The 25,361-nt window shown below is 60.6% G+C and carries 21 protein-coding genes, 1 tRNA gene and 1 pseudogene; 20 read left to right on the forward strand and 3 right to left on the reverse strand.

Annotated features, from left to right (window positions below; all coding sequences use genetic code 11):
• Positions 1-73: 73 nt before the first annotated feature.
• On the forward strand, positions 74-1,981 hold the full coding sequence (gene dxs, locus U0042_RS04745; protein WP_114812913.1) for a 1-deoxy-D-xylulose-5-phosphate synthase: 1,908 nt from the start codon (positions 74-76) through the stop codon (positions 1,979-1,981).
• Positions 1,982-2,116: 135 nt separating this feature from the next.
• Entirely contained in the window at positions 2,117-2,923 is an 807-nt protein-coding gene (folE2, locus tag U0042_RS04750; protein WP_114813083.1) for a GTP cyclohydrolase FolE2, read from the forward strand.
• A 26-nt stretch (positions 2,924-2,949) separates the two neighbouring features.
• On the opposite strand, the gene tsaD is transcribed toward folE2, so the two are convergent.
• Complete coding sequence (gene tsaD / locus U0042_RS04755) at positions 2,950-3,978, reverse strand: tRNA (adenosine(37)-N6)-threonylcarbamoyltransferase complex transferase subunit TsaD (protein ID WP_114812915.1); 1,029 nt, start codon at positions 3,976-3,978, stop codon at positions 2,950-2,952.
• A gap of 138 nt (positions 3,979-4,116) precedes the next feature.
• Here tsaD and U0042_RS04760 point away from each other — a divergent pair, with 138 nt between their 5' ends.
• The 9 genes from U0042_RS04760 (at position 4,117) to U0042_RS04800 (ending at position 12,671) form a co-directional block, all read left to right on the forward strand.
• Positions 4,117-5,334, forward strand: coding sequence for an NAD(P)/FAD-dependent oxidoreductase (locus tag U0042_RS04760; protein WP_232833474.1), 1,218 nt, complete (start codon positions 4,117-4,119; stop codon positions 5,332-5,334).
• A gap of 70 nt (positions 5,335-5,404) precedes the next feature.
• On the forward strand, positions 5,405-5,617 hold the full coding sequence (rpsU, locus tag U0042_RS04765) for a 30S ribosomal protein S21 (RefSeq protein WP_013434742.1): 213 nt from the start codon (positions 5,405-5,407) through the stop codon (positions 5,615-5,617).
• 307 nt (positions 5,618-5,924) lie between these two features.
• Positions 5,925-6,371, forward strand: a complete 447-nt coding sequence (locus tag U0042_RS04770) for a GatB/YqeY domain-containing protein (RefSeq protein WP_114812919.1) — start codon at positions 5,925-5,927, stop codon at positions 6,369-6,371.
• A gap of 101 nt (positions 6,372-6,472) precedes the next feature.
• Positions 6,473-8,359: a DNA primase gene (gene dnaG, locus U0042_RS04775; protein WP_114812921.1), complete on the forward strand. Its 1,887-nt coding sequence runs from the start codon at positions 6,473-6,475 to the stop codon at positions 8,357-8,359.
• A gap of 106 nt (positions 8,360-8,465) precedes the next feature.
• Complete coding sequence (gene rpoD / locus U0042_RS04780; protein WP_198665363.1) at positions 8,466-10,853, forward strand: RNA polymerase sigma factor RpoD; 2,388 nt, start codon at positions 8,466-8,468, stop codon at positions 10,851-10,853.
• Positions 10,854-10,971: 118 nt separating this feature from the next.
• Positions 10,972-11,059 (forward strand) — tRNA-Ile (locus tag U0042_RS04785).
• Positions 11,060-11,300: 241 nt separating this feature from the next.
• Positions 11,301-11,600, forward strand: coding sequence for a hypothetical protein (locus tag U0042_RS04790; RefSeq protein ID WP_157977869.1), 300 nt, complete (start codon positions 11,301-11,303; stop codon positions 11,598-11,600).
• 101 nt (positions 11,601-11,701) lie between these two features.
• The gene (locus tag U0042_RS04795) at positions 11,702-12,079 is read left to right on the forward strand and encodes a DUF3592 domain-containing protein (protein ID WP_114812926.1); all 378 of its coding nucleotides are present in this window, start codon (positions 11,702-11,704) and stop codon (positions 12,077-12,079) included.
• 19 nt (positions 12,080-12,098) lie between these two features.
• A complete protein-coding gene (locus U0042_RS04800) occupies positions 12,099-12,671 on the forward strand; it encodes a hypothetical protein (RefSeq protein ID WP_114812928.1) in 573 nt (190 codons plus the stop codon).
• An 8-nt stretch (positions 12,672-12,679) separates the two neighbouring features.
• Here U0042_RS04800 and tssF read toward each other — a convergent pair whose 3' ends face one another.
• Positions 12,680-14,557, reverse strand: a complete 1,878-nt coding sequence (gene tssF, locus U0042_RS04805; protein WP_114812930.1) for a type VI secretion system baseplate subunit TssF — start codon at positions 14,555-14,557, stop codon at positions 12,680-12,682.
• 131 nt (positions 14,558-14,688) lie between these two features.
• Here tssF and U0042_RS04810 point away from each other — a divergent pair, with 131 nt between their 5' ends.
• The 9 genes from U0042_RS04810 to U0042_RS04850 all read left to right on the forward strand — a co-directional run bounded on the left by U0042_RS04810 (position 14,689) and on the right by U0042_RS04850 (position 24,715).
• Entirely contained in the window at positions 14,689-16,800 is a 2,112-nt protein-coding gene (locus tag U0042_RS04810) for a type VI secretion system Vgr family protein (protein ID WP_114812932.1), read from the forward strand.
• 4 nt (positions 16,801-16,804) lie between these two features.
• Positions 16,805-18,232, forward strand: a complete 1,428-nt coding sequence (locus U0042_RS04815) for a DUF2169 family type VI secretion system accessory protein (RefSeq protein WP_114812933.1) — start codon at positions 16,805-16,807, stop codon at positions 18,230-18,232.
• Positions 18,225-19,559 (forward strand): PAAR-like domain-containing protein, encoded by a 1,335-nt coding sequence (locus tag U0042_RS04820; protein ID WP_198665364.1) that lies wholly within the window; start codon positions 18,225-18,227, stop codon positions 19,557-19,559. The genes U0042_RS04815 and U0042_RS04820 overlap by 8 nt, the downstream gene beginning before the upstream one ends.
• Before the next feature lie 2 nt (positions 19,560-19,561).
• Entirely contained in the window at positions 19,562-20,032 is a 471-nt protein-coding gene (locus U0042_RS04825; protein ID WP_114812937.1) for a hypothetical protein, read from the forward strand.
• The gene (locus U0042_RS04830) at positions 20,029-20,994 is read left to right on the forward strand and encodes a hypothetical protein (protein ID WP_114812939.1); all 966 of its coding nucleotides are present in this window, start codon (positions 20,029-20,031) and stop codon (positions 20,992-20,994) included. Before U0042_RS04825 ends, U0042_RS04830 begins: the two co-directional genes overlap by 4 nt.
• Before the next feature lie 271 nt (positions 20,995-21,265).
• Entirely contained in the window at positions 21,266-22,063 is a 798-nt protein-coding gene (locus U0042_RS04835) for an ankyrin repeat domain-containing protein (RefSeq protein ID WP_114812941.1), read from the forward strand.
• 346 nt (positions 22,064-22,409) lie between these two features.
• Entirely contained in the window at positions 22,410-23,216 is an 807-nt protein-coding gene (locus tag U0042_RS04840) for an IS5 family transposase (RefSeq protein WP_114812943.1), read from the forward strand.
• A 27-nt stretch (positions 23,217-23,243) separates the two neighbouring features.
• On the forward strand, positions 23,244-24,059 hold the full coding sequence (locus U0042_RS04845) for a polymorphic toxin type 15 domain-containing protein (RefSeq protein ID WP_114812945.1): 816 nt from the start codon (positions 23,244-23,246) through the stop codon (positions 24,057-24,059).
• Positions 24,056-24,715, forward strand: a complete 660-nt coding sequence (locus U0042_RS04850; RefSeq protein ID WP_114812947.1) for a GAD-like domain-containing protein — start codon at positions 24,056-24,058, stop codon at positions 24,713-24,715. The genes U0042_RS04845 and U0042_RS04850 overlap by 4 nt, the downstream gene beginning before the upstream one ends.
• 130 nt (positions 24,716-24,845) lie before the next feature.
• Here the strand turns inward: U0042_RS04850 and U0042_RS04855 are convergent.
• Positions 24,846-25,162: pseudogene (locus U0042_RS04855) on the reverse strand (IS66 family transposase zinc-finger binding domain-containing protein); the annotation flags it as partial.
• Between the last annotated feature and the right edge of the window lie 199 nt (positions 25,163-25,361).

A 25,361-nucleotide genomic window follows, 5' to 3' on the forward strand; every position in this document is an offset into this window, starting at 1 on the left:
AACGACTGGAACAACGTTACGGGTATGCGCGAAGAAAGTGCGGGCGCGTAAGTTTTCCTACAATGGAACGACGATGTACGACTTGCTGAAAACCATTGACGATCCTGCGGATTTACGCCGGCTCGATCGCCGTCAGTTGCAGCCGCTTGCGGACGAGCTGCGTGCCTTCGTGCTCGATAGCGTGTCGCAGACCGGCGGCCACCTGTCGTCCAACCTCGGGACGGTCGAGCTGACGATCGCACTGCACTACGTGTTCGACACGCCGCGCGATCGCATCGTCTGGGATGTCGGGCATCAGACCTATCCCCATAAGATTCTCACTGGCCGTCGCGACCAGATGCACACGCTGCGGCAGTTCGGCGGCATCTCGGGCTTTCCGCGCCGCACCGAATCCGAATACGACACGTTCGGCACCGCGCATTCCAGCACGTCTATTTCGGCGGCGCTCGGCATGGCGGTCGCGAGCCAGCGGCAAGGCGACAACCGCTACGCGATCGCCGTGATCGGCGACGGTGCGATGACGGCCGGCATGGCCTTCGAGGCCATGAACAATGCGGGCGTCATGGAAGACGTGCCGCTGCTCGTCATCCTCAACGACAACGACATGTCGATCTCGCCGCCCGTTGGCGCGCTCAACCGCCATCTGGCGCGTCTCATGTCGGGCCGCTTCTACGCCGCGGCGCGCGCGGGCGTGGAGCGTGTGCTGCGCGTGGCGCCGCCCATGCTCGACCTCGCCCGCAAGCTCGAAGAACACGCGAAGGGCATGCTCGTGCCGGCCACGCTGTTCGAGGAGTTCGGCTTCAACTACATCGGTCCCATCGATGGTCACGACCTCGATTCGCTGATCCCCACGTTGCAGAACATCAAGGAACTGCGTGGTCCGCAGTTCCTGCACGTGGTCACGAAGAAGGGCCAGGGCTACAAGCTGGCCGAAGCGGACCCCGTGCTCTATCACGGTCCGGGCAAGTTCAATCCGGCCGAGGGCATCAAGCCGTCGGCGTCGCCCGGCAAGAAGACGTACACGCAGGTGTTCGGCGAATGGCTGTGCGACGCGGCTGAACTCGATTCGCGCGTGATCGGCATTACGCCTGCCATGCGCGAAGGCTCGGGTCTCGTGGAGTTCGAGAAGCGCTTCCCGGACCGCTACTTCGACGTGGGCATCGCTGAGCAGCATGCGGTTACGTTCGCCGGCGGGCTCGCGGCTGAAGGGCTCAAGCCGGTGGTCGCGATCTACTCGACCTTCCTGCAGCGCGCCTACGACCAACTGATTCACGACGTGGCGTTGCAGAACCTGCCGGTGGTCTTCGCGATCGACCGTGCGGGCCTCGTCGGCGCAGACGGCGCCACTCACGCGGGCGCGTACGACCTCGCGTTCCTGCGCTGCATCCCGAACATGACGGTGATGGCGGCGTCCGACGAAAACGAGTGCCGCCAGATGCTGTACACGGCGCTTCAGCAGTCGAACCCGACGGCCGTGCGCTACCCGCGCGGCGCCGGCACAGGCGTGGCCACCGTCAAGCAGATGACGACCATTCCGCTCGGCAAGGGCGAGATTCGTCGCGAGACGTCGCAGCCGTCCGGCAAGCGCGTTGCCATCCTCGCGTTCGGCACGATGGTGGCGCCTTCGCTGGCTGCCGCGGAAGAACTGGACGCCACTGTGGCTAACATGCGCTTCGTGAAGCCGGTCGACGCCGAGCTGGTGCGCCGCCTCGCCGAGACGCACGATGCCATCGTGACCGTGGAAGAAGGCTGCGTGATGGGCGGCGCAGGTTCGGCTTGCGTCGAAGCCCTGCTGGAGAGTGGGGTTATCAAGCCCGTACTACAATTGGGCCTCCCCGACCGCTTCATCGACCACGGCGACCCGGCCAGGCTGCTGGCCGGCTGTGGGCTGGATGCCGCAGGCATCGCGAAGTCGATTTGCGAACGATTCCTCGATCACGCGAGCGGCGCTGCCGGCAAGTCGGTCAAGCGCGTAGCGTGAGATCGGAGCGGTCGTCGAGGGTATAGCGACTCCCGTTTCAACCGACAGGTCACGAGACCTGTCTGGCAAAACGCCGGCGTGCTGCCGGCGTTTGCCTTTGCGCGCCCGGATTTGCGCGCCATTGAGGACAACAAGATGAACCAGATGAACCCCGCCTTCGTGATGCCCGACGTGCAGAGCACGGTGGACACACGGCAGATTCCGATCCAGCGGGTGGGCGTGAAGGCGGTGCGCCATCCGTTGACGGTGCGCACGGGCAGCGGCGAAGCGCAGCCGACCGTCGGCGTGTGGAATCTCGACGTTCATCTGCCGGCGCATCAGAAGGGCACGCACATGTCGCGGTTCGTCGCTTTGCTCGAAGAGAACCGTGAGCCGCTGGAGCCCGCCACGTTTCGCCGGATGCTGGCGGCGATGCTGCAGAAGCTGGAAGCGGACGCGGGACGTATCGAAGTGTCGTTCCCGTACTTCGTGAAGAAGGTGGCGCCTGTCTCGGGCGTGGAAAGCCTGCTCGACTACGAGGTGACGCTCACAGGCGATGCGCGCAACGGCGAGACGCGGCTTTTCCTGAAAGTGCTCGTGCCCGTGACGAGCTTGTGCCCGTGCTCCAAGAAGATCTCCGAATACGGCGCCCACAACCAGCGCTCGCATGTGACGATCAGCGCCGAATTGGCCGGCGACCTCGCGCCGGAAGAACTGATCGCCATCGCGGAAGAAGAAGCGTCGTGCGAACTGTGGGGGCTGCTCAAGCGCCCGGACGAGAAGTTCGTGACCGAACGCGCCTACGAGAATCCCAAGTTCGTCGAAGATCTCGTGCGCGATGTGGCGCAGCGCCTGAACGACGATGCGCGCGTGGTGGCGTACACGCTCGAAGCGGAGAACTTCGAGTCGATTCACAACCACAGCGCTTACGCGGTGATCGAGCACGACAAGCGTATTGCCTGAGGCTCCTCGCCTCAGATGTTCCACCGCTACTGCTGTGCGAGCGACGACAGATCCCAGCGCGGCTTCACGGTGAACGCATAGTCCCGCACCGCCTGGGCCGGCCAGCGCTGAAGCCGCAGCGCGCCGGCCAGCGCGATCATGGCGCCGTTGTCGGTGCACAGCGCCAGATCGGGGTAGTGCACCTGGAAACCGCGTTTCGTTGCCGCCGCCGACAGCGCTTCGCGCAACTGCCGGTTCGCCCCCACACCGCCTGCCACCACGAGCCGCTTGAGCCTGGTTCGCTTGAGAGCCGCCAGCGACTTCGCCGCCAGCACGTCCACCGCGGCATCGACAAAACCGCGTGCGATGTCGGCCTTCGCCTGTTCACAGACGTTTCCGCCCAGCCGTTTCACCTGCGTGAGCACGGCCGTCTTCAAACCGCTGAAGCTGAAGTCGAGATCGCCCGAATGCAGCATGGGGCGCGGCAGGTCGATGGCGCCCGGCGTGCCGAACTCGGCGAGCCGCGAGACTTCGGGGCCGCCCGGGTAGCCGAGGCCCAGCAGCTTCGCGGTCTTGTCGAACGCTTCGCCGGCGGCGTCGTCGAGCGTTTCGCCGAGGGTCTCGTAGACGCCGACGTCGGTTACTCGCATGAGCTGGGTATGACCGCCCGACACGAGCAGCGCGACGAACGGGAACGGCGGCGGCGCATCGACGAGCAGCGGCGAAAGCAGGTGCCCCTCGAGATGATGGATGCCGATGGTGGGCTTGTCCCACGCCATGGCAAGGGCGTTCGCGATGCTGGCGCCCACGAGCAGCGCACCGGCGAGGCCGGGGCCTTGCGTATAAGCGATGGCGTCGATGTCGCCTCGCGCGGCGCCTGAACGCTCCAGCACGTCTTCCAGCAGCGGCAGCGCGCGCCGGATATGGTCGCGCGACGCCAGTTCTGGCACCACGCCGCCGTACTCCCGGTGCATGGCGATCTGCGAATGCAGCGCGTGCGCGAGCAGGCCGCGCCCGGTGTCGTAGAGCGCAAGACCGGTTTCGTCGCAGGAGCTTTCGATGCCGAGAACGAGCATGATTCGATGCGGCGCGCGCGGCGGCCAGGCGATTGCCGGTTCCCGGCGGCGGTGCGGCGCGTAAGCAGAAGTTGGAGGCGAGCCCGAAAGTATAGCAGTGCCCAGGAACGGCCACGGGCCGCAGGTACAATGCGCGCCATGGAATCCTTCGATATTGCGGTGATCGGCGCGGGCGCGGCCGGCATGATGTGCGCCTCTGTGGCCGGGCAGCTGGGCCGGCGAGTGGTGCTGATCGACCACTCGCCCAACCTTGCCGAAAAGATCCGCATCTCGGGCGGCGGCCGCTGCAACTTCACGAATCTGTATGCGGGGCCCGGCAATTACCTGTCGGCCAATCCGAATTTTTGCCGCTCCGCGCTTGCGCGCTATACGCCGCGCGACTTCATGGCGCTCCTCAAGCGCCACGGCGTGACGTGGCACGAGAAGCACAAAGGGCAGCTTTTCTGCAACCAGTCGAGCGAGGCCGTGATCGACGTGCTGCGCGCCGAGTGCGACGCGGGCCGCATCGCGTGGCGTCGGCCTCTTGCGGTCGAGCACGTCGAGTACGCGCAGCCGGGCGGCTTCACGCTGGGCACGAAGTCGGGGCAAATTCGCGCACGCGCGCTCGTGATTGCGACCGGCGGGCTGTCGATTCCAAAGATCGGCGCAACCGATTTCGCCTATCGCCTCGCGAAGCAGTTCGGCCACAAGCTCGTGGATACGCGTCCCGCACTCGTGCCGCTGACGTTTGCCGCCGAGGACTGGGCGCCGTTTTCGGCACTCTCCGGCGTTTCGCTCGAGGTTCATATCGCTACCGGCGACCGCAAGAACGGGGGCGAGTTCGTCGAAGATCTGTTGCTCACCCACCGCGGGCTTTCCGGTCCCGGCGTGCTGCAGATTTCGAGCTACTGGCAGCCTCGCGAGCCCATCCACATCAATCTGCTGCCCGAACGGGATGCGGCGGCAGCGCTGATCGAGGCGAAAGGCACCACCAGGCGTCAGGTCGGCAATCTGCTCTCCGAATGGCTACCCAGCCGGCTGGCGCATGTCTGGCTACAAGCGCATCAGATCGCGCCCGAAGCGCGTCTTGCCGATCTTCCGGATCGCGCCTTACGCCGAATTGGTGAGGCGCTTTCGCGTTGGACGCTCACTCCGAGCGGCACCGAGGGCTATCGCAAGGCGGAGGTGACGCGCGGCGGCGTGGACACGCGCGAGCTGTCGTCGTCGACGCTCATGAGCGAGCGCGTGCCGGGGCTGTTCTTTGTCGGCGAGGCGGTCGACGTGACGGGATGGCTCGGCGGCTACAACTTTCAGTGGGCGTGGGCGTCGGGCGTGGCCGCCGGAAAAGCGGCGGCGGAATACGCAGAATCGGCTTGACGGCCAACTGTCTTTGTGCAAAACGCTCTGCTATACTTTCCGCTCTTTGCCCCTTTCCCGTTATTGGAAAATGACGACGATCCGCGTTAAAGAAAACGAGCCGTTTGAAGTAGCGATGCGCCGCTTCAAACGCACGATCGAGAAGAACGGCCTCCTGACCGAACTTCGTGCACGCGAGTTTTACGAAAAGCCGACGGCAGAGCGCAAGCGCAAGAAAGCCGCCGCAGTGAAGCGCCACTTCAAGCGCCTGCGCAGCCAGATGCTGCCGAAGAAGTTGTACTGATTCCGGCGCCGCTGCGTCGGCTCGGACCAGACGGTCGAGCAGCACGATGCGGCGGAAGGTGGCGGCGAAGTCCGCTACCGTGAAGCGATGCAGCAGGCAAGAAGCTGTACCGCAAGGCCATCCTGGTGAGGCCGCAACCAAAGAATCTGCGCCAACCCGCTTGGAAAAAGTTCCAAGCGGGTTTTTGCGTTAATGCGCCGTCGGCTGTTGTGCAGTGCGGGCGGCGCGGCAGGGCTTCGTCTTGCGTGGTTCGAGTCGGTGGCGAGCTTCCCGGGCGTTTTTGCAATCCAACGAATGCAGGTGAGTGATGAGTCTCAGGGACCAGATCAACGACGACATGAAGGCCGCCATGCGCGCGCGCGAAACCGAGCGGCTCGGCACGATCCGTCTGCTGCTCGCTGCGATCAAGCAGCGTGAGGTCGATGATCGCGTGACGCTCGATGACGCCGGCATCACGGCCGTCATCGACAAGATGATCAAGCAGCGCAAGGATTCGATCAGCCAGTTCGAGGCCGCCGGTCGTGCCGATCTGGTGAGCAAGGAGAGCGCGGAACTCGCGGTGCTCTCCGCCTACATGCCCGAGCAGCTCTCTGCTGAGCAAATCGCTGCCGAAGTTGCCGCCGCCGTCGCGCAGGTGGGCGCGGCGGGTCCGCAGGACATGGGCAAGGTAATGGGTGTGCTCAAGCCGAAGCTGGCGGGCCGGGCCGACATGACGGCCGTGTCCGCGCAGGTCAAGGCCGCGCTCTCGAAGTAAAACGCCGTCGCTGGCCGGCAGTGCACCGCGCAAGCGGGTAGCGTGAGCCCGGCCGCCATGCAGCTCCGTACTGTTCCGCACGTTTCTGGCCGCGCCATTCGATGATTCCGCATTCGTTCCTGCAGGATCTGCTGAACCGCGTCGATATCGTCGACGTGGTAGGGCGCTACGTGCAATTGAAGAAGGGCGGCGCGAACTTCATGGGGCTCTGCCCGTTTCACAACGAAAAGAGCCCTTCGTTCACCGTTAGTCCTACCAAGCAGTTCTATCACTGCTTCGGTTGCGGAGCGCACGGCACGGCAATCGGCTTTCTTATGGAGCATGCCGGGCTCACGTTCCCGGAGGCGGTGAACGAGCTGGCGCAGTCGGTGGGCCTGACCGTTCCGAACGAGCCGTCCCCGGGGCGTGGCGGCGGTTCGTATGGTTCGCAGGGCGGCGGCTACGACTATGGATCAGGCGCCTCCAAGGCAGTCACCACCGCGTTATCGGATGTCATGCAGGTGGCTTGCGACTTCTACCGCAAGCAACTGCGAGGTGCGCCCAACGCGATCCAGTACCTGAAAAAGCGCGGGCTGACAGGCGAGATCGCGGCACGATTCGGGCTCGGTTACGCCCCGGACGGCTGGCAGAATCTGGAGGCTGCGTTCCCCAACTATCGGGACGATGCGCTGGTGGAAGCGGGGCTCGTGATCGTCAGCGAGAAGCAGGACGCGCAGGGCCAGGCGCGCCGCTACGATCGCTTTCGGGAACGGATCATGTTCCCCATCCGCAACGTGAAGGGCCAAGTGATCGGCTTCGGTGGGCGCGTGCTGGAGGGAGGCGAACCGAAGTATTTGAATTCGCCCGAAACGCCGTTATTTAACAAGGGCAGCGAACTGTATGGGCTCTTCGAAGCCCGGCTCGCGATACGTGAACAACGCTATGTGCTCGTGGTCGAAGGCTACATGGACGTGGTGGCGCTGGCCCAGCTCGGATTCCAGAACGCCGTGGCGACGCTCGGCACGGCCTGCACGCCGATCCACGTGCAGAAACTGCTGCGCCAGACCGACACGGTAATTTTCAGTTTCGACGGTGACTCGGCGGGACGACGGGCGGCGCGACGCGCGCTGGACGCCTGCCTGCCGCATGCCGCGGACAACCGCACCATCCGGTTCCTGTTTCTGCCGCCGGAGCACGATCCGGACAGCTACGTCCGCGAATTCGGCACAGACGCGTTTGCCGAGCAGGTCGAGCGTGCCATGCCGCTGTCACAGTTTCTGTTGAACGAAGTGCTGGTGGGCAAGGAACTCGACCAGCCGGAAGGCCGGGCGCGCGCGCTCTTCGACGCCAAGCCGCTGTTGCAGGCGCTGCCGGCCAATGCCCTGCGCTCGCAGATCATGCACATGCTGGCCGATCGGCTGGACGTGCCGTTCGAAGAAGTGGCGGCGCTCTGCGAAGTGGATGCCCGGATTGCGGCCGCCGCGCGTACCGCGCCGCCGCGCAAGGACCGGCGTGCGGTAACGGGAATCGAGCAGCGCGCGCTGCGCAATCTCGTCATGCATCCGAGGATCGTGTTGGAACTGGATGAAGAGGCCGAACGGGCATTGCTCGCGCTGACGCGCAACGGCGAACTGTTCGAGGAGGTCGCCACACACGCGCGCGCACTGGGGGACGCGGCAGCATTCCAGCTGCTCTCCGACCTGCTGCGAAACGGCGCAAACGCGGCCACCTTCGAGGAAATCTTTCGCGAAATTCTGAACTATGATGAAAACGTTCGGGATTTGTTGCTGAAGGATCCCGAGGATTCCGCCGTGATCGAGGAACGGCGCGAGCAGGAGCGACTGGCCGCTGAGGAACTGAAGGCGGCGATTCTCAAGATGCGTTACGACGCGTGGTGCGAGCGCCTGGATGCGCTGTCGCGTCAGTCGAAGCACACACCCGAGGAACTGGCAGAGCTGATGGACTTGAACCAGAAGCGCGCCGAAATGAAGCGGCAGCTCGGGCTGTAACCGATCGGACGCCGCGCGGGAGGGGGTAGGTCCGCGTGCTATAATAAAAGGTTTCCAGCGGCTGTTTTTCCAGGCATCCAGTAATCCAGCAAGGGGCGGACTCGCAATGGCAAAGACTACGGGCGGAAAAAGAGCGACAGGCAAGGGCTCAGAGGAGCCGACCACGACGGTCAAACAGGCCAGATCCTCTCGTTCCGCAGCAAAAGCGTCTGACGCCGGCACCGCACCTGTTGCCAGAAAACGGGCCCCGGCGGCTTCGGCCGCGCGAGCTGCGCCAGCGCGTGCAGCCAAAGCTTCGACCCAGCCGGCCGCGAAGCGGTCCGGTGCAAGAAGCGCAAGGGAAGTGCCTGCCGTCGCGGACGATGCGGCAGAGCGCGAGACTCAAGTATCCACGGTTCAAGAGGCTGTTGTCCAGCAGCCGCGAGTCGAGACTACAGCCGGTACGGCGAACTCCATGACGAAAAAGCTGAACGAAGTATCCGTCGATGACGACGCAACCCAGAGCGAAGAAACGGCGCCCACGCCCGCCAAGGGTGAGAAGGCGCGCGCCCGCGACCGCCGCGCAAAGGAAAAGGCGCTGCTGAAGGACGCGTTCGCGTCGACGCAGCCCGGTACCGTCGAGGAGCTCGAGGAGCGCCGCTCGAAGCTGCGCGCGCTGATCAAGCTCGGCAAGGAACGCGGGTTCCTGACCTACGCCGAAATCAACGATCACCTGCCGGACAACTTCACGGAAACCGAGGCGATCGAAGGCATCATCAGCACGTTCAACGACATGGGCGTGGCTGTGTACGAGCAGGCGCCCGACGCGGAAACGCTGCTGCTCAACGACAACGCGCCGGCCGCGTCGTCGGACGACGAAGTGGAAGAGGAAGCGGAAGTCGCGCTTTCCACCGTCGACTCCGAATTCGGCCGCACGACGGACCCCGTGCGCATGTACATGCGCGAAATGGGCACCGTCGAGCTGCTCACGCGTGAAGGCGAAATCGAAATCGCGAAGCGCATCGAAGACGGCCTGAAGCACATGGTGATGGCCATCTCTGCATGCCCCACGACGATCGCCGACATTCTCGCGATGGCCGAGCGTGTGGCGAACGACGAAATTCGCGTTGACGAACTCGTCGACGGCCTGATCGACCCGAACGCCGAAGATACCGACGGCTTCTCGGCCCAGGAAGCGGAAGAGATCGAAAACGCCGACGAGGAAGAGGAAGAAGAAGAGGAAGAAGAAGAGGAAGACGACGACGGCACCGCGCAGGCAACGGCCAACGCGGCGCAGCTCGAAGCCCTCAAGCGCACCTCGCTCGAGAAGTTCGCGCTGATCAGCGAATGGTTCGACAAGATGCGCCGCGCGTTCGAGAAGGAAGGCTACAAGTCGAAGTCGTACCTGAAGGCACAGGAAACCATCCAGAACGAGCTGATGTCGATCCGCTTCACGGCGCGTACCGTGGAGCGTTTGTGCGACACGCTGCGTGCGCAGGTGGATGAAGTGCGCCAGGTGGAACGCCAGATTCTGCACATCGTGGTCGACAAGTGCGGCATGCCGCGCTCGGAATTCATCGCCCGCTTCCCGGGCAATGAAACGGACCTCGAATGGGCCGACAAGATCGTGGCCGAGAGCCATTCGTATAGCGCCATCCTGTCGCGCAACATTCCGGCGATCCGCGAGCAGCAACAACGGCTGCTGGACCTGCAGGCGCGCGTCGTGCTGCCGCTCAAGGACCTGAAGGAAACCAACCGCCAGATGGCGGCGGGCGAGTTGAAGGCGCGTCAGGCGAAGCGTGAAATGACCGAGGCGAACCTGCGTCTCGTGATCTCGATTGCGAAGAAGTACACGAACCGCGGCCTGCAATTCCTCGACCTCATCCAGGAAGGCAACATCGGTTTGATGAAGGCGGTGGACAAGTTCGAATATCGCCGCGGCTACAAGTTCTCGACGTATGCGACGTGGTGGATTCGCCAGGCCATTACGCGCTCCATCGCGGACCAGGCCCGCACGATCCGTATCCCGGTTCACATGATCGAAACGATCAACAAGATGAACCGCATCTCGCGGCAGATCCTGCAGGAAACCGGCCTCGAGCCGGATCCGGCAACGCTTGCCGAGAAGATGGAGATGCCGGAAGACAAGATCCGCAAGATCATGAAGATCGCGAAGGAGCCGATCTCGATGGAAACGCCGATCGGCGACGACGACGATTCCCATCTGGGCGACTTTATCGAGGATACGAACACCGTCGCGCCGGCGGACGCTGCGCTGCACGCGAGCATGCGCGACGTGGTGAAGGACGTGCTCGATTCGCTGACGCCGCGCGAAGCGAAGGTGCTGCGTATGCGCTTCGGTATCGAGATGAGCACCGACCACACGCTCGAAGAGGTCGGCAAGCAGTTCGACGTGACGCGTGAACGGATCCGTCAGATCGAGGCGAAGGCGCTGCGCAAGCTGCGTCATCCGAGCCGCTCCGACAAACTCAAGTCGTTCCTGGAAGGCAATTGACGTAGTACCGCTTCCGCGATTTCGAGGCCGGCGTCATGGCCCCGAATGCAGCGGTTTCGTGTAACATGTCGCGACTGTAAACGAGGCCCGGCCTTCCCAAAGACCGGGTCTTTTTATTGGGCCGGACGCCGTGCTGGTTGCAGGCAGCGGACTCATAATCCGCCTCCGAAAGGACATCGTGGGTTCGAACCCCACCCGGCCCACCATTCGCTATTCCATCCACTTCTGGGACGTTCTGTGCCGTTAAGCATAAAGTGGCCACTTGGACGCTATGCTTTATTTCCCGAGAGGGACATTTGTTTTATCGGGTAACGGTGGTAGCGTGAAAAGCTCTGCTCGCGCCGCACAGGCGTGAACGGACGAAAAAAGCCGGCCCATGGGCCGGCTTTTGCGTTGCTGACGTCCTGAAGGTCGCCTGGTTCATGCCGAGCGCCTTCTTGAGACCTCTTGAAGCACATCGATTACGCCTCGTATGCTGCCAAGGACCTCCTTGGGGACACGAGCGTCGAGTTCTCGCAGATTGATGGCTTGCTGTTCACGACGATGTCCCGGCAGGTTGCCTCTATGATGGGCGCGAGCGTTGACCACGCTCTGTTCTTCCTGCGCTGCATGTATCGTGTCCAGCGTTCCGCGAGGACGCGTGCTTCCTTGTTCGCGTGCTGGTACAGCAACCTCGCGTCGACGTCGAACCTGCGCGCTGCCTCCGATACGCTGATGATTGACGGCAGCATTGCTGAATGCGCGTAATTCATCGCGAACCTTTCCCAGTCGATTGAAAGCGCCGCTCATCAACTGCAGGCCTCCGTTGTATGATCCGCCTGCTATCTGACGAATGAGCGAGATCACTTATGTTCAAGGCCGTAGCCGCTATCGTGATCGGCGTTGGTTTTCTGATCATGACAGTGATAAATATCCAGTCCACCCGTGAATTCGTTCGAACGTCGATCGTCGTGCCGGGCGAAGTGGTCCGGCTGAACGCGGGCGGGTTCCATCCCGAAATCGAGTTCGTGACCAGGGCCGGGGAACATGTCGCGTATCCGCAGGGCGGGATTGTGTCCAGAATGGCCGTCGGCGACCGGCCGTCGGTGCGTTATCTGCCCGATAATCCGCTTCCGACCGCGAGAATTGACCGGTTCGATGCGATTTGGGGGAACGCCGTCTTTTTCGCTGTATTCGGATTGGGTTTCATCATGTTAGGGTTAATAAATCTCCCGTCGCGGCAGTAATCAGAACTGGGGCGAGCGCATGTCATTCCTGCGGCTGAGTAAATGGACTTATTCCACCGGGGCGGGCGGCGGCCTGAGTGTCGAGATAGTGATGGCAACCGGTGGCACGATCGTACTGACCGATCCGGACAGACATGACCAGAGTTTCTACTACGGCGGCGTTGGCGTCGGGATCGGCATAGGCTTGAAGATCCCCAAAATCAAACTGCCGAAGCTCTCGACGCCGGAGCTCAAGTTGCCTCCGATTCGCGGCCGCAGCGTCGGGGCCGGCGGTTCCACGCTCGACTTCCCGAGCTACGGGACCATCTACATGACGAACGCGTTTCGTGGCAGCGAGCTGTCACGATCGGACTTTCAGGGCGGAACGATTTACGTCGACGGGTCGCTATCGGCAATCTATGGCTGGGCGGGTGATGCGATGTTGCTCGGTATGAACCCGGCCCTGCTGGCCGCAGGGCTCGCAGCCCCCGGGTTGAGCTGGCTGCTGCAGCAAGCCATTTCCGAAGCGCCTGCAGTCCTGCTCATGCGTGGTCAGACCGTGGGCTTTCAGGCTGGCGGCAGCGTTGGGATATTGGCCGGCTACCTTCACTGATTGCGACGCTAGATCAATGGCTGGGTCCCCGGCTGGGCGTCGCAGCGTAGTAGAACGCGGCCCGTTCCGGCGGCCAGAATGACGAGCTGCACGTAGCCGTTCGTTGGCGCGTAAGGGGCAAACAGCCGGTCCAGTACCCGACCGAACACGCTTAGGGTTACATCGCGCAAGGCAGCTTCGTTGATCGACAGGAAGATCTCAATGCCGCGCACGAACGACGGAAACTGGTTGCCGAGTGCCATCCATCTGATGGCCGGCTTATAGTCCAGCCCCGCCACTGCATCGATGCAGCGCTGTGCGACGGTCGCGGAACGCGGGGCGTGCAGGCGGAGAAGGGCTTTCAACGCGCCGAGCCCGGATCGGGTGAGATCGAACGGATGCGGCGACAGTGCTTCCAGTAGACGCCAGAGCGTGTAGTTGCCGCGAGGTAATCCGGCTGGTGTGGTCGGGCGGGTCAATAGCGTTATCGGGCACGACAGCGCCGCACCTTCGTTGAGCAGATCGCCCTGCGGCGCACCTGTCGGCAATCGGGCTGGCAGGGTGCCGTTCGTAACCGTCGTAGCGACCTCTGCCTGCGGAAACATGGGGCGTGCGCGTTGACCGTCCACGCCGACGAATGACAGTCGCCACGGATTCCGGTTCGGGACGAGCGCGGCGTCCCGGTCGCGAAAGGCCAGCCAGCAGACTGAGTCCCGATGCGTTCCTGCCGCGTGTCCAAAGGCGCGATACGGCGCCACGGTCGCGCGATGTGATGACCTGGTGACTGGAGCATCTTTCTTGCTGGCGTCCGTCCGTTCACTGAGATACACCGCATCAATCGAATAGATGTCGAGCGCCGATGTGCCTTCGAGTGGCGCGGGCGTGACCGGGTAGGCGGTATCGGCTTCGGTGAGCTGGATGGGTACGGCCGCCCGCTGGAACAGATTGATGACCGGAGTACAGAAGAGTTTGAACGCGCGTGCGTCGAGCGAGTCCAGCGTTCGGGTCGCCGTGGACTCCGCGGGCGTGTCGCGCACCACCACGTGCAATGTGAGCGAGCGGGCGTCGGCTGCATGCGCTCCCCGACGCATCCGGCCCAGATCGATATCGATGAAGTCGAACAGCTCCGGAAACGCGAAGTACTCGATGAGGTAACGAAATGCGAGCGCGGCGCTGTCCGGTCCGGCTGGCAGCAGGCGCTCATCGTCGCGAAAGCCGGCCGCTTCCAGAGGCACCTTCGAGAGTGCCCGCCAGCGACCATCCCGATTGACTTCGACGAACGCGCTGGCGCTGCGCAACAGCAGTGCGTCGGCGAGGGCCGCCACCAGTGGCCGTTCTCCGGACAGATGAACCCGGATCGGGCCATCGGGGATAGACGGATCGAACCGTCCCGACGGCGCGAGCGACACAAAGGTGATCGACAGTATGCCTGTTGCATCGTCCGGCAAGCGGACAGCAGAGGGCGCGATGGTACTGGGAGAATAGCGGGCATCGTCGACGTGCAACGGTGCGAGTGTAACGTCGTAGATTGTCCGGAACTGGCACGGCGCAGCCCGTGCATCGAGCGGCGTGCCGCGCGGGACATTGAATGGCGCACTGAGTTTGCCGAGCAGCGGTGCGGGATTGAATTGGGCGATGGCACAGGCCGGCACGCCGCCCAGATATTGCGGATGGACGACGCTGAGTAGCGCTTCAGTCAGTTCGGGATAGTCGTCTGCAAGCCGCGAATCGAGGTGAGCGGCCATGAACGAAAAAGCCTGGACCAGCCGCTCGATATGCGGATCGTCTGCATGGCCGCCTCGCATCCCGAGCCGGGCGGCGATTTTCGGATAGCGCCCGGCGAACTCTGTCAGTCCGCGCGCCAGCAGGCCGAGCTCGTATTCATAATGCGGCAGCAGCTCGTCCATGGCACTTGATCAATATTGGGTTCCGATCAAACGGGATTTTAGTGAAATAAGGCATGACTGAAGAAGCGCGCTAGCATTTTAAATTCATCTGACGGTAAGATCGGCACTTCTTCCGGCGCGCCGAGGCTGTCATGCAAATGTCCGATATTGCGAGCTTCTTTCAACTTCAGGGCAACCGTCTGTTCACGATTCAGACTCCGTTGAAGGGGCGTTCCGAACTGGTGCTCGTCGATTTTCACTGCAACGAAAGCCTGTCCGATCTGTTTCACATCGATGTGCAACTGGCTTCACAGGACCGGTCCATCGAGCTGAAGAAGATGATCGGTCAACCGGTGACGATCACGCTGCAGGTGACGGACGCAATAGCAAGTTCGGACGCGCGGTATTTTCACGGCTATGTCGTGTCGTTTTCGCATCTGGATACCGACGGTGGATTTACGCGTTATCACGCGACCATCAAGCCGTGGATATGGATGCTGTCCCGTCATCAGGACATCCGCATTTTTCAGGAGCAGACAACGCAGGATGTTCTGTCCACGGTATTTCGCGAATATGGCAGCCTGGCGTCGTTCGAATTCCGTCTGTCGAAGCCAACGCAGAACCGCAGCTACTGTACGCAGTACAGGGAGACCGACCTCGAGTTTGCGCAGCGGCTGATGGAGGAGGACGGCCTGTTCTACTACTTCGAGCATGCGAAGGACGGTCACAAACTCATCGTTACCGACAACTCTGTTGCCGCGAGCCCCATCGACGGGGTAAGCCCGATCCTGCAGTACTCGAAAGGCGAGCCGCTCGACGAGCTGTCTGTGGTGAAATCGTTCGCCGCAAGGCGGCAACTGGAGACGGACAAGGTGGGGCTGAAGACGTTCGACTACAAGGCTCCGGGCGCGCGCCGGTTCGCGGCAAGCAGCTCGGGCGTCGATCAGGGCGAGGTGCCCTCGTATGAGATCTACGACTACGTCGGTGAGCACGGTTTTCCGAACAGCGACCGCGGTGAGGAACTTGCCCGTTTCCGGACACAGGCGCTTGCGGCCCACAGCAAGATTTTCAGCGGTACAACAGCGAACCGGCGTCTGATGCCGGGCCGTTATTTCCAGCTCGATGATCACTACGATCACGAACAGGCGCGGCCTGAAGACCGGCAGTTTCTGCTGATGAACGTGGTTCACTCCGGCTCGAACAACTATCAGGCAGGCGAAGGTGCCGCCACCTATGTGTGCAGCTTCAACTGTATCCGCAAGAAGATTCCGTATCGTCCGCCTTTGACCACAGACCGGCCGTCCATCATCGGCCCGCAGACCGCAACGGTGGTGGGTCCGAAGGGCGAGGAAATCTATACGGACAGTCTGGGGCGCGTGAAGGTGCAGTTCCATTGGGACCGGCGCGGCCAGAGTGATCAGTCCAGTTCGTGCTGGGTGCGGGTCGGGCAGCCGTGGGCGGGCGGTGGGTTCGGGATGGTGAACATCCCCCGGATCGGCGACGAGGTGGTCGTCATATTCCTGGACGGGGACCCTGACCGCCCGCTGATCATTTCGCGCGTCTACAACGCGGCGAACATGCCGCCGTGGACCTTGCCGGCGAACGCGACGCAGAGCGGCATCTTGAGCCGGTCGACCAAGGGCGGCAACGTCAACACCGCCAACGCGATCCGCTTCGAGGACAAGAAGGGCGAAGAAGAAGTCTGGCTGCACGCCGAGAAGGATCAGCGTATTGAGGTCGAACACGACGAGTCGCATTGGGTCGGTAACGATCGAACGAAAAACGTCGATCGCGACGAGACGGTACACGTTGGCCACGACCGCACCGAGACAGTCGACAACAACGAGACCATCACGATCGGCGTGGATCGTACGGAACGGGTCGGGAACAACGAGACGCTGACTGTCGGCGGCAACCGGAACGAGACGATCCATGGAATGGAAAACCTCGTCGTTGCGCTCACCTCGACGGAGACAGTCGGGTTGGCGAAGGCGCTGACAGTGGGTGGTGGATACCAGGTGACGGTGGCCGGGGCGGTCAATACGTCGGCGGGCCTCGCGAGCGCCGAAGAGGTCGGTCTTTCAAAAACGACGATGGTGGGGCAGTCGTACACAATCAAGACGGGGAAGGTATTCGAGGTCACGGTGGGCAAGTCGACCTTTCGCATGGACGAGGACGGCAATATCACTCTGAAGGGCGTCAAACTGCTCATTGAGGGTTCTGGCCCAGTGGAAATCAACGGCAAAGACGTCGACGTGAATTGATACGATGGAGTTCATCAATCACACGCCGTTTCCTGCGCTGGCCTTTGCTGGTGTCGATGCTCGTGAGCAGGAATTCCATGTCGTGGTTCTACGACAGACGCTGACATGGAACGAAAGAGACGGACTTCATTTCTCCGACGAGCAGCAACCCTTGTGCGAGGCGGATCAGTTCTTTGGCGCGGACCAGCATGGAAGCGTTCGACAGGAATCGGACTTGTGTCATTACAAGCCGCGATGCGATGTGATCGTCAATGCAACGGCTTATCCGCCCAGGCGACCTGATGGAAATGTACCCGGCAAATTTGACGTTCGGCTTGTCGTTAGTCGACCGGATATACCTGTATCGTTGCCCGCGGAGCCGCATGGGCTCAATCCGTTAATGGCTGCATCGGCAGAAGCAATGCAGACCTGGAGAGCGGACGTCGAGCGCGCAAAGAAAACGACGACGCAAGGCCATCGCCTGATCTACAAGACGCTCGTTGTCACGGGCAAGCGACAGTTCGTCAAGCGGAAGCGCTTGCCGCGTCTTGCTGCTGCGCTGATCAAGGTTTGCTCCCTGGGTATCGTACGTCTGCCCGACTGGCGATTAACGAGCCCCGAGCCCGTACGCGAGGTCCCGGTCATTCTCGAGCACGCATTTGGTGGTCAATGCCGCATCGAGCAGGGCGACAAGGTTGCTGACAGAGTCCCGAAGAAGCACCGCTTGACGCCGGAGCAGGCAGAGACCCATCCAGATGCTCCGCATGCACCCGTCGCTCATGACGCATATTCCGCGAACGTCGTCGGGCAGGGCTTTACACGCGATTGGTATTTGGACGCGGCCGGTGTGGATACTATTACGGCGCCGCAAATTGAATACCCGGAACATCCCGTTACTGTGGATCATTTCAATCGCGCCCGTGTTGGCGAACTGGATGTAGCGCAGCCGCTCGTCGCAGGGCTGGGCGTTCGGCCCAAAGGTCATCCCGACCGGGCAAAACTGGTGGGAACGATCGATCGAGCGTTCATCGAAAGTGACGCCCCATTGCCGAAGGATTTCGATTTTGCGGTGTGGAATGCGGCGTGGCCGGATCAGCAGGTGGATGCGTTGAGAGGCGATGAGCAAATCGAGCTGGTGAATCTGTGCAATTCATCCACCCCGCGCTCGAGGCAGGATGCTTCTGGTGACGTCAGATTGACGTTGAGGCTTCCTGGCCACTTGCCGTTCGTGCTGGTGCGATTTGAAAACGGAAGTATCGGCGAGCTTGAATCCCGGCTCGACACGGTGCTCATCGATCCTGATCGGCGCGAAGTGTCGTGCGTTTGGCGAGCAACGGTTGCCAAAGAGCCCGACGTGCGCGTGCTGGAGATGCGCATGATCGAACGGCATGATACCGGTACGACGATGCCCGAGCCCCTTGCGTCTCAAGACGAGGGAGTCGTACATGGCTAGCCATCTAGGGGCGCGCAAGGACGGCAAATTCAAGGCTGTTTCAACTGCGCCGTCCTTCAATAAAACACCCGTCGGCAGCAGTACGCCGCCGTTGCCGTACCCTGTTACCGAGGACCTGTCGAGCAGCCTCGGAACAGTGCCTAACGTGCGTTTCAATGGTGACCCGGCGTATGTGCTCAATCAGAGTACGCAGCCAGGTTGCAAGGGGGACGCTGCCGGGTCCTGCAAAGGGGTAAAGAGCGGGACCGTCAGTGGCGAGGTTAAGCCGGTTAGAGGCTCCAGTACGGTCCGAATCGCGGGCAAGCCCGTTATTCGTGAAGGAGATCCCTGTACGCTCAATGGCGGGAATTGCCCAGGCATCTATGTAACACAGTCGGCCCCTGGCGCATCCATTGAAGGCGGGACGCCGAGTGCCAGCGGCAATCCGCCGGTGAGGCCCGAAACACCCAAGGAGGAAAGCTGGTGGGGCACGGCAAGTCCATGGGTACACGGTGTACTTGGCGTGGCGAGCTTCGTCCCCGGACTCTCGGTGGTGACCGGAGCGGTGGATGCCGGAATTTACGCCGCCGAAGGCGATATGGTCGAGGCTGGGCTATCGGCTGCGAGCATGATTCCGGGTGGGAAGGTGGTGACCACCGCCGGCAAGCTGGCGAAGGGGGCAGTGGGGCTTGCCAAGGGCGCACATGTGGCGGAGGATGCGGCGAAAGCTGCCAAACTGGTGAAAGAAGCTGAAGAGGCGGCGAGAGCAGCTAAAGTCGCCCGAGAGGCAGAAGAAGCAGCTAAGCTTAAGAAAGCGGAGGAAGAGGCCGCCCGGCTCAGAAAGGCTGAGGACGACGCGAACGCTGCTCGGGAAGGGCGAGATGGCAAGAAGGTCAAGGGAAAGAAGAAGCTCAAGTGCGGCGAGTACGGCAAGTACGGTGACCTGAAGAAGAAAACAGGCGACGGGACGTTCGATCGGGATCATATTCCGTCGAAAGCTGCGCTAAAGGAAAGAGCAGAATCATTACTGGACGAAGGAGAAAAACTTTCCCCGACACAACGTAAGGCCATCGAAGACTGGGGAGATTCAATCGCTATTCCAAGGCAGGCCCACGTCGACGTAAGTCCGACCTACGGAACTAAAAATATCAAATTAGCGCCGCAAGACGCTAAAGATCTTGCAGGTGCTGCTCGCCGGGACGTTGAATCGATGCTTGGAAAAATCGATGAGTACGATGCGGATGGTGGTTGTAAGAAGGCGTACCAGAAAGCAGCGAAGCGAGTTCTGCGCATGACGAACAAGGACTTTGACAAGGCATTGCTAGAGATCATTAAGAAGGTGAAATAGCTATGAGGACGCAAGACTTCACGGATGCGATCGGACGTCAGGCCGACTCGGACGCCGTAAAAAACCTGCTGCATAAGTTTGGCATCGACCGGCGAATAGTCATCAGCGGCAGCGAGACGGATACATACGAGAACGTTAATGACGCTGGCGTGTCATTGCTTTTTGAGAGTGAACGCTATATCAGCGCCAAACATGGGGTCGAATTACCGTCTGACGCTCCAGTCTTGACAGCAATATTCCTCTACGGGGCCGGTGACGATGAGTTTTCCGAATACAACGGAGATCTTCCCGGTGGGTTGCTATTCTCGGATGGCCGGGAGGCCGCTATAAAAAAACTCGGTAATTCCGCGAAATTCAATCCGGATCGAAATTCCGAATTTTGGGAGATGCCCGGGAATATAAGGTTGTTTGTCCGGTATTCCGATGACAGAAAATCTATTGAACGAATTCAATTCGGAATTGTGTGGCGATGAATTCCGAATCTATCATCCGGGCCTTTGGGGATTCAGCTTCAGCGGAAGTCGTCGAGAACATCTTCCAGACGCTGCGAACATATCAACGTCCCCAGCTACCTGAGGATGGTCGATCGTTCTGCGACTGGGTCCTTGTGCGTCGGGCTGGTGTGGAGCTTGGGTTCGTCGACTCCGAATATCAGTCAGGCGCCGCTCCAATTCGATGGGGGCAAGGTGAGCTTTTGCTCACGCAAGCTTACTTCTATTCGGGTTTCGACGACATCAAACCATTTGGCGGCACATTACCGTTCGATTTGACGTTGCAGGACAGTCGTGAAGTTGCACGAAAAAAGCTGGGTGATTTTGAGCCGACGCGGCATTCATATCGGGACGACACGTGGGATGTGGAAGGCTACCGACTGAGCGTGATGTACACAGAAGGTGGCCTGGCGATTGATCGTATTGCCTGCCGCATGCTGGCCACGCCGATTCCTCGCAAAGACTCTGTCCAGAATCCGGATCTCGTCAGAGTGACTGATACTTTCGGGTGCGAAGTAACATCGCCGGAGTTTCGGGCACTATGGTCGCATACGCTTACGGACGACGACTATCGGATCGCGCGCGATAGCGGTGAACTAGATCTGACCCAAAGTTACGGCGCTACCGTTGATTTTGCGGAGACCGGTGTGGGCGCCGTATTTCGCGCTATTACATTTCATCGCAACAGAGACCAGGAATCCGTTGGTTGGTCTGGGCCGCTTCCTCAAGGGCTGGACTTTGAGGACAGCCCAGACATCATGTTTGGGAAGATTTCTGCTCAACCAATTCAGCAGGCCGACTCGGTGTTGACGGGACACGCAGTTTGGCATTTCGATAATTACACACTCCACGTTCTTTATAGTAACCTGGACAACCGGCTATTGCGCGTTAAACTGATCGCCCCGGGAACGTGGAAATGTGTGGACGACTATGTCGATGCATAGCGGGAAAGTTCACCAGTTTGTATTGATTAAATGCTACGGCTTAATGATCTTGATAAAGGTTCCATGCCAAACGTAGAAAAGGATGTCTCGTCAATATTGGCCAGGCAGAATAATGAAATGCATAAAGGTAAGACGGACATGGGTTCTGACGCAGAAAATTAAGGGGCTACGGAACATCTGCGTAACCTTTTTTTTGCGTCCGTGGCGCCGGTCGTTTTGCGCTGCCAGTCTCACGACGGCGCTCCTCGCGCTAACGATGACCGGATGCGATATGAATGCAAGCGCAGCGAACAAATACTTTTCGGGCCCATACCTCGATGCGGCACAGGCCATCGATCACCACGATGCCGAGCGTCTGTCGACTGTCTCCAAAGGACTGGATCTGAACGCCGCGGGCCGTGAACACATGACGTTGCTGTGGTACGCGATGCAGAAGAAAGACTACGCGGCCATTCAAACTCTCGTACGTGAGGGTTCCCGTCCGGACGGGCAGTCGGTGGAGAACCTCGGGACACCGCTGCATTTCGCGCTGATGAACGAGGATCTGCGACTGCTCGAGGCAATGCTCGATGGCGGCCTGTCACCTGACTGGCGTGATGCGGATGGCGCCAATCTTCTGCAACTCGCCATGAAGAGCGACCACGCGTTCGATGCAGTGAAGATGCTGGTCGCGCGTGGGGCCAACGTCAACGCGCGTGACAGCATCGGCGGCTCCGCGCTCGATGAAGCCGTCGACACGATGCAGCCGGACATTGCAATCTACCTGATCGAGCACGGCGCCGATCCGACCGGACACATGAACAATGGCTCCAGCACCGCGTGGGCGGTTCAACAGACGATCGCCAGGCTGGATCCGGAGGCTAAAGGTGCGACGGTCACCGATTTCTCACTGGACAAGAACGGCCAGCCTGTCGCTACGAAGCAACCTTTGCCCTCGCCGGGCGGCACGGCGGAAGGCTCGGAGATGCTGCACAAGTACGGGCAGCTTCGCGCGCTCATGATGACGAAGGGGGCGAAGTTTCCCGCCGACCCGCCAGCGAAGGTTCGCGAACAAATGAGCCGGAAGTAAGTCGCGGAGAACAACGTGAGCGATCAGGGGAACACTGTCGGCCGGCTCTACGGAGAAACAGCGATGTCGCGCGTCGCTGCGTCTTCGGCCAATCCGCCGGTTGTAGCGGAGACAGCGGCGGAGGCAGGATGGTTCAGTAGCGCTATGGGCTACCTTCACGGCGGATTGGACGTCCTCGGAGCCATTCCGGAAGTGGGTGCCGTATTCGATGGTGCAAACGGTCTGATTTATGCGGCAGAAGGGGATTACGCGCAAGCGGCAATATCTGGTGGTTCGGCTGCGATGGACCTTGTTCCAGGCTTAGAGCGTGTTAGGGACTTTGGATCGAACCTGGTATCCTGGCGGAATGCCAAAACGCAAGCCGTACCCAACAGATGTATCGGATGAGGAGTGGTACTTCGCCGCCCCGTACCTGACCTTGATGAATAAAGACGCGCCGCAGCGCCGTTACGAACTGCGCGAGATGTTCAACGCGTTGCGATGGATCGTACGCGCGGGTGCCCCCTGGCGTTTGTTGCCAAATGACTTTCCACCGTGGGAGCTGGTCTACCAGCAGACACAACGGTGGATTCAGGCGGGTTGTTTCGAGGCCATGGTGAACGACCTGCGTTCGATCATCCGGGTCGCGCAGGACCGTCGTGGCCAACCCAGTGCCGTCATTCTTGACGGCCGCACGCTTCAGTCGACCTGCGAGAGTGGAGCTCGCGCGGGCTACGACGGTTACAAGCGCAAACAAGGCAGCAAAGTTCACATGGCAGTTGATACCCTGGGGCAGTTGCTTGCCGTGCACGTGACGCCGGCCAACGAGCAGGAGCGCGCGCAGGTCGGGGAACTGGCGCGTCAGGTCCAGCTGGCAACGGGCCAGACGGTTAAGGTGGCGTTCGCCGATCAGGGATATACCGGCGAGGAACCTGCGCGCGCAGCGCTTGATGAGGGAATCGAGCTTCAGGTAATCAAGCTGGCCGAGGCAAAGAAAGGCTTTGTGCTGTTGCCATGTCGCTGGGTCGTAGAGCGCAGCTTTGGCTGGCTGAACCGCTTTCGCCGGCTGGCGCGAGATTACGAGCGCTTGCCAGAGACACTGGCCGGACTGCACTTCGTAGTCTTCTCCGTGCTGATGCTGGTCCATTTCGCAAACCTTCCGAATAGTGCCTAACACGCTCTAGGCACCGCTGGCAAAGCCGTGAAATACGGCGTCAAAGGCGCGGCGAAACTTGGGGCGAAGGAGGCCGCAGAACAAGTTGCGAAGCAAGAGGCGAAGCAACTTGCGGAGCGGGAGGCCCGACAGGTCGCTGAGAAGGAAGCGAAAGAACTGGCGGAGCGCCAGGCCAAGGAAATCGCGGAGCAGAATGCGAAGAGGGAGGCGAAGCAGGAAGGCAAAGACGTTGCCGAGGAAGAGGGAAAAAATGGGGCGAAGGTCGTTGAGAAGCGACTACCTGAGAAAAAGGTTCCGTGCTTCCATCCGTTTGATAAGAAGAAATTTGCCAAGATGTCTGCGGACGAGCAGAAGGCGTATCTTAAGGAAATGGCAGATCAGCTCAAGCGGCAGCAGGATTCAATCAACAGCATGACTGCAGCTGAGTACAAGGCGGCCCGTGATGCATTCGCATCTCACGGACGAAATCCGTTGGCGGAGGGCGCGCAAGCCAGCTACCGCGAAGATTTCGCAAGTAGTATTTCCGACAGCATCAGAAGCAGTCTTTTGAAGAATGGAATGGGCATCGCTCAAGCAGAGGCTGAAGCAGCTAAACGTACCAGTAACCTCATGGACAAGCTTGCGGCGTTGCACGAGCCAGATATGGTAGCTGGCGGATGGATGCAACCCGACCCGAAAGGAATGGGCCGCTCCGATGTTAACTCGTCGATTGGCAGTAGTTGGAATCAAGGTGGACGTGTTTCAAGTATGGATTCTGCCGCGACCGACGCAATCGAGGGCGGACGCGGAGACGAGAAAATGAATGTTAAGCTCGAACCGTGCCGTGGAAAAGGATTGAGATGAGAGACGAGGATTTCGAATACTTCATCAGTAAGTTTGGTGAACCGACGCATCGGATGGATGTATCGGCGGCGGCGATTGATCGCTGGCGAGGCAAGGTATCGGATCGCCTGTTGTCGTACTGGAAAGAGGAAGGCTGGTGCGGATACGCCAACGGCTTGCTATGGATAGTCGACCCGGAAGAGTACGAGGATACCGTTGATGAGTGGCTAGACGGATCTCCCTTGGAGAGGCTTGACGCGTTTCACGCCATCGCCAGAACTGCCTTTGGAAAAATCTTCCTGTGGGGGGAAGCGACGGGGCAAAGTGTTACGATTAATTGTGCGACGCACGCAATTTTTGCATTAAAGCGAGAGCTCCGAAAAAAAAATCTATCGGATTTGGATATCTCGATGCGCTCGTTTTTAGGAAAAAGTAAAAGCGAATGCGATTTGAAAGATGAGAAGGGTATCCCTCTCTTTGATAGGGCGGTAGAGAAGCTGGGTCCTCTCGCCCCAGACGAGATGTATGGTTTTGAGCCCGCTATCGTCCTGGGCGGGAAAATTCTGTTGAATAATTTGCGTAAAGTGAAAACAGATCAGCATCTAACGATATTGCGGCAGATGGCGGCCCCGACGATGCCGTTTTCTGATGCAGACATCGACAAGCTGATTCCCTAGTATATCTGTCGCTTGGAGCGCTCTGACAGAATCCGTTACGGCGCTTTGTTTGATGGCGACAAGCTGGCAATGCGCCAGTCGACGACCTCAACTCCGGATTGGCATCGCATTGACGATGTCCATGTCGGCTGACCCACTTCGCGAGCAGCGAGTGATCGAGCTCGACGCTCTTACTGGCGTACATGTCCGACTGCCGATACAACGGAAGATGATTGGCGAACGTCGAGACGAGCAAGTGCGTGAGCAACGCCGGGCTGGCGAGACCGCGTTCGATCGGGCGATTCGGCGCTGCCGCCTGCGCGATGTGATCGCAGCGTGCGCAGGCCAACTTGGGTCCCCATGGCGGAGCATGCGGAAGCTCGCAGGCATGTACTCGAATTGTGCGGCGACGTCTTCGGCCTGCGACTTCATCTTGCCGCCGCAATCCGGGCATGTTTGGGCCGACTCCGCAAATATGGCAACTAGCGAAGCAAGAGGCGAAAGTACTCGCAGAGAAAGAGGCCAAGGAATTGGCGGAGCGGGAAGCCAAACAAGCCACAGAGCAAGCCGCGAAAAAGGCTGAGAAGGAGACTGCGGAGAAGGCCGAAAAGGACGCTGCGTCAAGCGGTGGGAAGGGCGAGGGGAACGAAGGTGGCAAGGTGAAAGG

This window comes from Paraburkholderia kururiensis (genome assembly GCF_034424375.1).
In the GTDB taxonomy this organism is placed as follows: domain Bacteria; phylum Pseudomonadota; class Gammaproteobacteria; order Burkholderiales; family Burkholderiaceae; genus Paraburkholderia; species Paraburkholderia kururiensis_A.

Excerpts from the sequence above, each read along its gene's own strand:
- dxs (WP_114812913.1), top strand. The coding sequence starts at position 74 with ATGTACGACTTGCTGAAAACCATTGACGATCCTGCGGATTTACGCCGG.
- folE2 (WP_114813083.1), top strand. The coding sequence starts at position 2,117 with ATGAACCAGATGAACCCCGCCTTCGTGATGCCCGACGTGCAGAGCACG.
- tsaD (WP_114812915.1), bottom strand. The coding sequence starts at position 3,978 with ATGCTCGTTCTCGGCATCGAAAGCTCCTGCGACGAAACCGGTCTTGCG.
- U0042_RS04760 (WP_232833474.1), top strand. The coding sequence starts at position 4,117 with ATGGAATCCTTCGATATTGCGGTGATCGGCGCGGGCGCGGCCGGCATG.
- rpsU (WP_013434742.1), top strand. The coding sequence starts at position 5,405 with ATGACGACGATCCGCGTTAAAGAAAACGAGCCGTTTGAAGTAGCGATG.
- U0042_RS04770 (WP_114812919.1), top strand. The coding sequence starts at position 5,925 with ATGAGTCTCAGGGACCAGATCAACGACGACATGAAGGCCGCCATGCGC.
- dnaG (WP_114812921.1), top strand. The coding sequence starts at position 6,473 with ATGATTCCGCATTCGTTCCTGCAGGATCTGCTGAACCGCGTCGATATC.
- rpoD (WP_198665363.1), top strand. The coding sequence starts at position 8,466 with ATGGCAAAGACTACGGGCGGAAAAAGAGCGACAGGCAAGGGCTCAGAG.
- U0042_RS04795 (WP_114812926.1), top strand. The coding sequence starts at position 11,702 with ATGTTCAAGGCCGTAGCCGCTATCGTGATCGGCGTTGGTTTTCTGATC.
- U0042_RS04800 (WP_114812928.1), top strand. The coding sequence starts at position 12,099 with ATGTCATTCCTGCGGCTGAGTAAATGGACTTATTCCACCGGGGCGGGC.
- tssF (WP_114812930.1), bottom strand. The coding sequence starts at position 14,557 with ATGGACGAGCTGCTGCCGCATTATGAATACGAGCTCGGCCTGCTGGCG.
- U0042_RS04810 (WP_114812932.1), top strand. The coding sequence starts at position 14,689 with ATGCAAATGTCCGATATTGCGAGCTTCTTTCAACTTCAGGGCAACCGT.
- U0042_RS04815 (WP_114812933.1), top strand. The coding sequence starts at position 16,805 with ATGGAGTTCATCAATCACACGCCGTTTCCTGCGCTGGCCTTTGCTGGT.
- U0042_RS04820 (WP_198665364.1), top strand. The coding sequence starts at position 18,225 with ATGGCTAGCCATCTAGGGGCGCGCAAGGACGGCAAATTCAAGGCTGTT.
- U0042_RS04825 (WP_114812937.1), top strand. The coding sequence starts at position 19,562 with ATGAGGACGCAAGACTTCACGGATGCGATCGGACGTCAGGCCGACTCG.
- U0042_RS04830 (WP_114812939.1), top strand. The coding sequence starts at position 20,029 with ATGAATTCCGAATCTATCATCCGGGCCTTTGGGGATTCAGCTTCAGCG.
- U0042_RS04835 (WP_114812941.1), top strand. The coding sequence starts at position 21,266 with ATGAATGCAAGCGCAGCGAACAAATACTTTTCGGGCCCATACCTCGAT.
- U0042_RS04840 (WP_114812943.1), top strand. The coding sequence starts at position 22,410 with ATGCCAAAACGCAAGCCGTACCCAACAGATGTATCGGATGAGGAGTGG.
- U0042_RS04850 (WP_114812947.1), top strand. The coding sequence starts at position 24,056 with ATGAGAGACGAGGATTTCGAATACTTCATCAGTAAGTTTGGTGAACCG.